The sequence below is a fragment of the Mesorhizobium sp. M4B.F.Ca.ET.017.02.2.1 genome (assembly GCF_003998955.1).
Taxonomy (GTDB): Bacteria; Pseudomonadota; Alphaproteobacteria; order Rhizobiales; family Rhizobiaceae; genus Mesorhizobium; species Mesorhizobium abyssinicae.
On record NZ_RZOF01000043.1, the window covers coordinates 21,496 to 28,251 of the forward strand.

Annotated in this window: 9 protein-coding genes; 5 read left to right on the forward strand and 4 right to left on the reverse strand. The window is 65.5% G+C overall.

What is annotated here, in order from left to right:
- The first annotated feature begins 8 nt into the window (after positions 1-8).
- The gene (locus EN738_RS08420; RefSeq protein ID WP_127283279.1) at positions 9-1,130 is read left to right on the forward strand and encodes a beta-ketoacyl-ACP synthase III; all 1,122 of its coding nucleotides are present in this window, start codon (positions 9-11) and stop codon (positions 1,128-1,130) included.
- A 45-nt stretch (positions 1,131-1,175) separates the two neighbouring features.
- Here EN738_RS08420 and EN738_RS08425 read toward each other — a convergent pair whose 3' ends face one another.
- Positions 1,176-1,742, reverse strand: coding sequence for an isoprenylcysteine carboxylmethyltransferase family protein (locus EN738_RS08425; RefSeq protein ID WP_127283280.1), 567 nt, complete (start codon positions 1,740-1,742; stop codon positions 1,176-1,178).
- Here EN738_RS08425 and EN738_RS35385 point away from each other — a divergent pair.
- Together EN738_RS35385 and EN738_RS08430 are read left to right on the forward strand one after the other, a co-directional pair.
- On the forward strand, positions 1,737-1,907 hold the full coding sequence (locus EN738_RS35385) for a hypothetical protein (protein WP_189340371.1): 171 nt from the start codon (positions 1,737-1,739) through the stop codon (positions 1,905-1,907). The two genes, EN738_RS08425 and EN738_RS35385, sit on opposite strands and share 6 nt — an antisense overlap.
- An 8-nt stretch (positions 1,908-1,915) precedes the next feature.
- Positions 1,916-2,551: an MOSC domain-containing protein gene (locus tag EN738_RS08430; protein WP_127283281.1), complete on the forward strand. Its 636-nt coding sequence runs from the start codon at positions 1,916-1,918 to the stop codon at positions 2,549-2,551.
- Positions 2,552-2,612: 61 nt separating this feature from the next.
- On the opposite strand, the gene EN738_RS08435 is transcribed toward EN738_RS08430, so the two are convergent.
- The 3 genes from EN738_RS08435 to tsaA all read right to left on the reverse strand — a co-directional run bounded on the left by EN738_RS08435 (position 2,613) and on the right by tsaA (position 4,519).
- The gene (locus EN738_RS08435; protein ID WP_127283282.1) at positions 2,613-3,572 is read right to left on the reverse strand and encodes an aminotransferase class IV; all 960 of its coding nucleotides are present in this window, start codon (positions 3,570-3,572) and stop codon (positions 2,613-2,615) included.
- A gap of 111 nt (positions 3,573-3,683) precedes the next feature.
- Positions 3,684-3,998, reverse strand: a complete 315-nt coding sequence (locus EN738_RS08440) for a DUF2293 domain-containing protein (protein WP_127283283.1) — start codon at positions 3,996-3,998, stop codon at positions 3,684-3,686.
- The gene (gene tsaA / locus EN738_RS08445) at positions 3,995-4,519 is read right to left on the reverse strand and encodes a tRNA (N6-threonylcarbamoyladenosine(37)-N6)-methyltransferase TrmO (protein ID WP_127283284.1); all 525 of its coding nucleotides are present in this window, start codon (positions 4,517-4,519) and stop codon (positions 3,995-3,997) included. Before tsaA ends, EN738_RS08440 begins: the two co-directional genes overlap by 4 nt.
- A 128-nt stretch (positions 4,520-4,647) precedes the next feature.
- Between tsaA and EN738_RS08450 the strand changes: the two genes are divergently transcribed.
- Together EN738_RS08450 and metF are read left to right on the forward strand one after the other, a co-directional pair.
- On the forward strand, positions 4,648-5,655 hold the full coding sequence (locus EN738_RS08450) for a metalloregulator ArsR/SmtB family transcription factor (RefSeq protein WP_127283285.1): 1,008 nt from the start codon (positions 4,648-4,650) through the stop codon (positions 5,653-5,655).
- Positions 5,655-6,572, forward strand: coding sequence for a methylenetetrahydrofolate reductase [NAD(P)H] (gene metF / locus EN738_RS08455; protein WP_127283286.1), 918 nt, complete (start codon positions 5,655-5,657; stop codon positions 6,570-6,572). The genes EN738_RS08450 and metF overlap by 1 nt, the downstream gene beginning before the upstream one ends.
- Positions 6,573-6,756 lie beyond the last annotated feature (184 nt).

The window sequence follows — 6,756 nt, forward strand, 5'->3', positions numbered from 1 at the left end:
GATTGGAAATGCATCGCGTCATCATCAGCGGCATCGGCGCTGAAATCCCTAGACCTGTCATCACCAATGAAGAGCTGGTCGCCAGCTTCAACGCCTGGGTCGACACGGAGAATGCGCGCCGCGAGGTCGCCGGCGAGGCGCTGCTGCAGAAGTCGGACAGCGACTTCATCGTCCATGCCTCGGGCGTCCGGACCCGCCACGTTGTCGAGCGCGAAGGCATTCTCGACCCGGCGCGCATGGCGCCGCGCATTCCGGCGCGCCCGGACGATGCGCTGTCGCTGCAGGCCGAGTTCGGCATCGCCTCGGCGAGGAAGGCGCTGGATCATGCCGGCCTGCAACCATCCGACATCGACCTTGTCATCTGCTCGGCCTCGCACCAGCAGCGGCCCTATCCGGCGATCGCCATCGAGATGCAGCAGGCGCTGGGCACGAAGGGCGCCGGCTTCGACATGGGGCTCGGCTGCTCTTCCGCCGCGGCCGCGCTGCACATAGCGGCCAACCTCGTGCGGGCGGGCGCGCACAAGCGGGTGCTGGTCTCGACGCCGGAGATCATCACCGGCCATCTCAACTTCCGCGACCGGCAGACGCATTTCATCTTCGGCGATGCCTCGGTCGCCATGGTCGTCGAGGGACTGGAGCAGGGCGAGAAGCGGCCGGGACGCTTCGAGGTGCTGGACACCCGCACCTGGACGCAGATGTCGAACAACATTCGCACCAATCTCGGCTACCACACCCGCACCGCCCAGGACGATCCCTACAGGATCGATCTCGAGGGCAATCTGATCAAGCAGGTCGGCAACAAGGTGTTCAAGGAAGTCACCGTCGCCGGCCACAAATTCATCGTCGAGTTCCTGGCCGAGCACGGGCTGACGCCGCAGGCGATCCGGCGGTTCTGGCTGCACCAGGCCAATGCGCGCATGAACGCCATGATCCTCAAGCTCGCCTTCGGCCATGAGGTCGACCACGACCGTGCGCCGATGGTGCTGGAGCGGCTCGGCAACACCGCCGGCGCCGGCGCCATCGTCGCGCTGTCGGAGAACCATGCCGACATGAAGGCCGGCGATTTCGGCCTGATCTGCGCTTTCGGCGCCGGCTATTCGATCGGCGGCGCCTTGCTCAAGATGCTCTGAGGTGAGGCCGACCTGAAAACGGCGGCTTCAAACACACTTTGGCGCCTAGTTTGGTGCAAACGGCACCAGCATCGGCACGCGCCTGGCATAGTCGTCATAGGCCGTACCGAGTTCGCCGCGCAGGAAGCTCTCCTCAAGCCTGGCCTTCACGACGATGCCCACGATGAGGAAGGCGGCGCCGGCCACGCCCCAGACCGTGCCCTTCGCCGCCATGGTGGCGAGTATCGCCACAAGCAGGCCGGTGTAGATCGGATGCCGGACCAGCCCATAGGGGCCGGAATCGACGACGCGGTGATCGGCCTTGGCGGTGACGGTGCCCGACCACAGCCGGCCGAGATGCAGCCTCGCCCACCAGGAGAAGGCGAGGCCGACCGCGACCAGGCCGACGCAGATCCAGGCTTCGGCGACGGTCGGCATCCAGAGCCGAAGCCTGCCGACATAACCATGCGCCGGCACGAACAGCAGGATCGCGCCGATCGTCCACAGGGCGCGGTAGCGCGCTTCCTCCCGAAAGCCGGCGCGTTTTGCCGCCGGGTCGGCCCAGAAGGCGGCCGCCAGCCATGACACGACCCAGAACAGCCAGAGCGCCGCGATTGCGGGTGCGGGATGCATGGTAGCCTCCTCCGTGACATCACTATCGGAGCCTCATGGCGCGGCGGCAATGCGGCGCAAGGCGAAAATCGGGGTAAGAAGATCGTGATCGGCACGATCGGCATAAAGGCGCTTGATTGGATCATCAGTGCTTTCGACTGGACCCTGTCCGGCGATATCGGCTAAGCCAGGGCATGCAAGAGACGGCAAGCACACTGGATCTGTTCCCCGCGGCGGAGACCCCTGCCGAGATCGTCCCTGCGCGCAAGCTCGCGGCGAAGGTTTCGGCACTTTACGTCGCGCCGTTCGATCATTTCGAGACGCGGGCGGTTGAGGAGCTGCGGCTCGGCTTCGACGGCATAGACGGCGACTTTCATGCCGGCGCCACGCGCCGCTCCGGCGGCCGCGAGCCCTGGTATCCGCGCGGCACCGAGATGCGCAACGAGCGGCAGTTGTCGATCGTGGCGGCGGACGAATTGGCCATCGTCGCGGAGCGGATGGGCCTGGCCGAGATCAAGGCGGAATGGATCGGCGCCAATCTGCTTATCGAAGGGCTGCCGCATCTCTCCATGCTGCCGTCCGGCACGCTGCTGTTCTTCAAGGGCGGCGTCACGATCAAGGTCGACGCCCAGAACGGGCCATGCCGCATTGCCGGACGGTCGGTCGCCGAGAATGCCGGCATGGCCGACCACGAGGCCGGCGCGCTGTTGTTCCCGAAAGCGGCGAAGCGGCTGCGTGGCATCGTCGCCTGGGTCGAGAAGCCGGGCACGATCAGGACCGGCGAGGAGATATCGGTGCGGGTGCCGGAGCAGTGGATCTATCGAGCCTAGCATCCGCTGAGACTCAGTGAGGCCAGCCTGACCTGAATCGCTGCGCACCTTGGGCGGCGAGCTAGCGATATCGCACCGGGCTCGACCAGGCCGGGTCCTGGTGCTTCTTCCAGTAGAGCCCCATCAGCCGGCTGGTGATCGGGCCGACCTTGCCGTCGGCGACCGGGGCGTCGTCGATCACCGTCACCGGCATGACGCCGCCAGCGGTCGAGGTGATGAAAACCTCGTCAGCTCCTTTCAGGGCGGCGACGCCGACATCGACCGCTGCAGCGGAAAGGCCGGCCTCGGCGCAGAGGTCGAAGACGGTGCGGCGGGGGATGCCGGGCAGCACGCCGACCGCCGGCGTCGACAATTTGCCGTCCTTGACCAGGAACACGTTGAAGCCCGGGCCTTCGGCGACATTGCCGTTGAAATCGAGGATCAGGGCGGTCTCGGCGCCGCGGTCATAGGCGTCGTAGAGGCCACGCACCAGGTCGAGCCAATGGTAGTTCTTGATCGACGGGTCGATAGAGGCCGGCGGGATGCGCACCTTGTCGCTGATCGCCACATGCAGGCCGCGGCGCAACTGTTCGGCATTGGCGACCGAGCCGAACGGCACGGCGAAAGCCATGAAGCGGTTCACCGCCTGGCGCGGGTCGCGGCTGAAGGTCGGCGAGGCGCCGCGCGTGCACAGCATCTCGACATAGGCGGCGCGGTGGCCGGACAGCGCGACGCAATTGTGCAGGATCTCGGTGACACCGTCGCGGTCGAACGGGATCGTCATGCGCAGCTTCTCCAGTCCGCCGAAAAAGCGGTCGAGATGCAGGTCCAGCCGGAAGAAGCTGCCATCCCAGACATGAACGGTGTCGTAAGTGGCGTCGGAATGCAGGAAGCCCCAGTCGAGCACCGAGATCTTGGCCTGCGACATCGGCAGGTATTGGCCGTCGAGGAAGGCAACGCCCTGGGGATAGGCATGCGGATCGACGTGACGATCGGAGAGAACAGGCCCGGTGGGCGTGGTAACAGCAGCGTTCTGGCTCATCGCGATCGTCCCTGATCGATGTGAAAAGACAAGCTAGCGCGCCGTCCCATATGCAGTAGAGCCAGCCCGCCGCGCCTGTTTGGCCTCGCGTCCACTCGGGATGGTCGTGCCTCAGTCCTCCTCCTCGTCGGATTCCATCAGGCGCGTGGCACGCCAGCGGGTCAGCACGATGTTGGTCTGTTCGATGACGAAGAAGCGCGCGGAGTCGCGGTCATAGCCCTCGGCCAAGAGCTTCTCGTAGTCGGTGTGGACGTGGCGGATATGGGCGATCGTCGCCAGCCAGACGGAGATCGACGCCGGCAGATTGTGCAGACGGGCCGAGCCGGCGTCGGCGCGGATCTTCTCGATGTCGGCGTAGGGCGCCAGCGGCAACAGTGTGGTCAGCGCCTTGGCGATGGCGCGGCGGCGATTGGTCGGCGCTTTCATCGCTCGTCGCGTCCGGCAATGACCGCCTCGGCAAATGCATCGGTCGAGGCGAAATAGGGTTTGACGTCGATGACCGGCGTGCCGTCGAGCACGTCGATGGCATCGAGATCGAGACGTCCGGCTTCGATGTCGAGAGCGACGAGCTTCGCCACATGCAGCCCGATCGGATTCGGCCGGGCAGGGGAGCGCAGCGAAAAAACGCCTTTCGGCTCAGCCGCATGGCGAGGTTTCTGCACAATCAGATTCCGTGGCGCCTGATCGAACCAGGACAGGATGATGACATGGCTGGCGCGATCCAGCCCGGCAAGGCCCTCGCGATAGGCCGGGCCGATCGTCAGCACGGCGGGCTGTCCCGCCTCCCGCGCGGCCCGCATGTTCTTCGGGCAGGTCTCGCGGCTCGTCCATGGCGAGGCGATGCGGCCGATGAAGACGACATGGCCGTCCGACGACATGGCGGCTGGATCGGCTTCCAGTTGCCTTTCGCCCTCGCGTGTCTCGAACATGGCTCTGGCCTCGCTCATCCGAAAACCGGTTTCCGCCCGTGGATCATGCATGCGTCATTTTCTTGTCAGGAAGCGACATTGGCCTTGCATGGTTGTCAAAATCGACATAAACATATGTTTATATCTTTTTCAAAGAGAAACACTCCATGCACGTAGCACTCGATACGATGGTGGATACATTGAAGGCAGCGGCCGAATCCAGCCGGCTGCGCATCCTTGCGCTCCTGTCGCGCGGCGACCTTACCGTTTCCGATCTTACCGAAATTCTCGGCCAGTCGCAGCCACGCGTGTCGCGCCACCTCAAGCTGCTGCTGGAGGCGGGGCTGATCGGGCGCTACCAGGAGGGGTCGTGGGCGTTCTTCCGGCTTTCCGACACGGACGCCGCGCGCGATTTTGTCCTCAGGCTCGTTTCCGGCATCCGCGGCGCCGACCCGCAGGTGGAGCGCGACCTGGAGCGGCTGGCGGCGGTCAAGCGCAAGCGGCAGGACCGCGCCGCCGAATATTTCTCCGAGAATGCCGCGAGCTGGGATCACATCCGCTCGCTGCATGTGCCGGACCGCGCCGTCGAGGCAGCGCTGCTCAAGCTCGTCGGCAAGCGGCCGTTCCAGTCGATGCTCGACCTCGGCACCGGCACCGGGCGGCTGCTCGAGATCTTTTCGCCGCTCTACCGGCGCGGCGTCGGCATCGACATGTCGCGCGAGATGCTGACGGTGGCGCGCGCCAATCTGGACAAGGCGGGCATCGCCAACGCGCAGGTGCGGCAGGGCGACATCTTCGCGCCGCCGGTCGAGCGCGACGCCTTCGATCTCGTCACCATCCACCAGGTGCTGCACTATCTCGACGATCCCGCCCGCGCCATCCGCGAGGCGGCGCGGCTGCTGCGCCCCGCGGGCCGGCTGGTGATCGTCGATTTCGCGCCGCATGCGCTGGAGTTTCTGCGCGACCAGCACGCGCATATGCGGCTCGGCTTTTCAGACCGGCAGATCGCCGAGTGGTTCGCCGAGGCGGGCCTCGCGCTCGAAGACAGCCAGGAGTTCGAGCCGCGCGGCCAGGCCGAAGCCCGGCTCACCGTCAAGCTGTGGCTCGGCCGCGACCGCCGCATGCTGATCGCCGATCCTTCCAACGACACTCTTCCGGCAAGGGAAACCGCCTGATGAACCAGTTCCGCTTTTCCCGCCGCCCCGACATTGGCGACAAGGTCCGGGTTTCGTTCGAGTTCTTCCCGCCGAAGACGGACGAGATGGAAGCCAGGCTTTGGGACACCGTCACCCGGCTGGAGCCGCTCAAGCCGAAATTCGTCTCGGTGACCTATGGCGCCGGTGGCTCGACGCGCGAACGCACCGCCCGCACCGTCAAGCGCATCCTCAATGAGACGACGCTGACGCCGGCAGCGCACATGACCTGCGTCGACGCCGCCCGCGATCAGGTGGATGCCGTGGTGCGGGAATTCGCCGATATGGGCGTCACCCGCTTCGTCGCGCTGCGCGGCGATCCGGCCGCGGGCGTCGGCACCGCCTACAGGCCGCATCCGGATGGCTATGCCAATGGCGCCGAGCTGGTCGGCGCGATGAAGAGCGCCGGCGATTTCGACATCTCGGTCTCCGCCTACCCGGAAAAGCACCCGGAAAGCCCCGACTTCGCCACCGACTTCGACATGCTGAAGCGCAAGGCCGACAATGGCGCAACCCGCGCCATCACCCAGTTCTTCTTCGACAACGATCTCTACGAGCGCTATGTCGAGCGGGCGCGGCGGGCAGGCATCTATATTCCGATCGTGCCGGGCATCCTGCCGGTGCACAACTTCACCCAGGTCGCCAATTTCTCGGCGCGCTGCGGCGCGCTGGTGCCGGCATGGCTGGCCGAGCGTTTCGAGGGGCTTCAGAACGACCCGCAGACGCATGCGCTGGTGGCCTCGGCGGTGGCGGCCGAGCAGGTGCTCGACCTCGTCGAACGTGGCGTCAGCGACTTCCACTTCTACACGATGAACCGCGCCGACCTGGTCTTTGCCATCTGCCACATGATCGGCATCCGCTCGCATGAAACGGAAGCGGCGGGCTCTGCCGCGGCCTGATCTGTCGTCGTGACGTGAAACGCAAAAGGCCGGGTGAAAACCCGGCCTTTCGAAATGGATTGACTGTCAGCTGCTGATTTCTTCCGCTCTGGCGGTTACGGAAGAACGCCTATGATTAGGGCGCCGATGAATGCGAACGCTGCACAAATCATCAATGCGTTGATTGGCCTCGTCAGTCCCATGT

What these genes read in the sequence shown, in the direction of transcription:
- EN738_RS08420 (WP_127283279.1), top strand. Translation starts at nt 9, where the DNA reads ATGCATCGCGTCATCATCAGCGGCATCGGCGCTGAAATCCCTAGACCT.
- EN738_RS35385 (WP_189340371.1), top strand. Translation starts at nt 1,737, where the DNA reads ATGCATGGTAGCCTCCTCCGTGACATCACTATCGGAGCCTCATGGCGC.
- EN738_RS08425 (WP_127283280.1), bottom strand. Translation starts at nt 1,742, where the DNA reads ATGCATCCCGCACCCGCAATCGCGGCGCTCTGGCTGTTCTGGGTCGTG.
- EN738_RS08430 (WP_127283281.1), top strand. Translation starts at nt 1,916, where the DNA reads ATGCAAGAGACGGCAAGCACACTGGATCTGTTCCCCGCGGCGGAGACC.
- EN738_RS08435 (WP_127283282.1), bottom strand. Translation starts at nt 3,572, where the DNA reads ATGAGCCAGAACGCTGCTGTTACCACGCCCACCGGGCCTGTTCTCTCC.
- EN738_RS08440 (WP_127283283.1), bottom strand. Translation starts at nt 3,998, where the DNA reads ATGAAAGCGCCGACCAATCGCCGCCGCGCCATCGCCAAGGCGCTGACC.
- tsaA (WP_127283284.1), bottom strand. Translation starts at nt 4,519, where the DNA reads ATGAGCGAGGCCAGAGCCATGTTCGAGACACGCGAGGGCGAAAGGCAA.
- EN738_RS08450 (WP_127283285.1), top strand. Translation starts at nt 4,648, where the DNA reads ATGCACGTAGCACTCGATACGATGGTGGATACATTGAAGGCAGCGGCC.
- metF (WP_127283286.1), top strand. Translation starts at nt 5,655, where the DNA reads ATGAACCAGTTCCGCTTTTCCCGCCGCCCCGACATTGGCGACAAGGTC.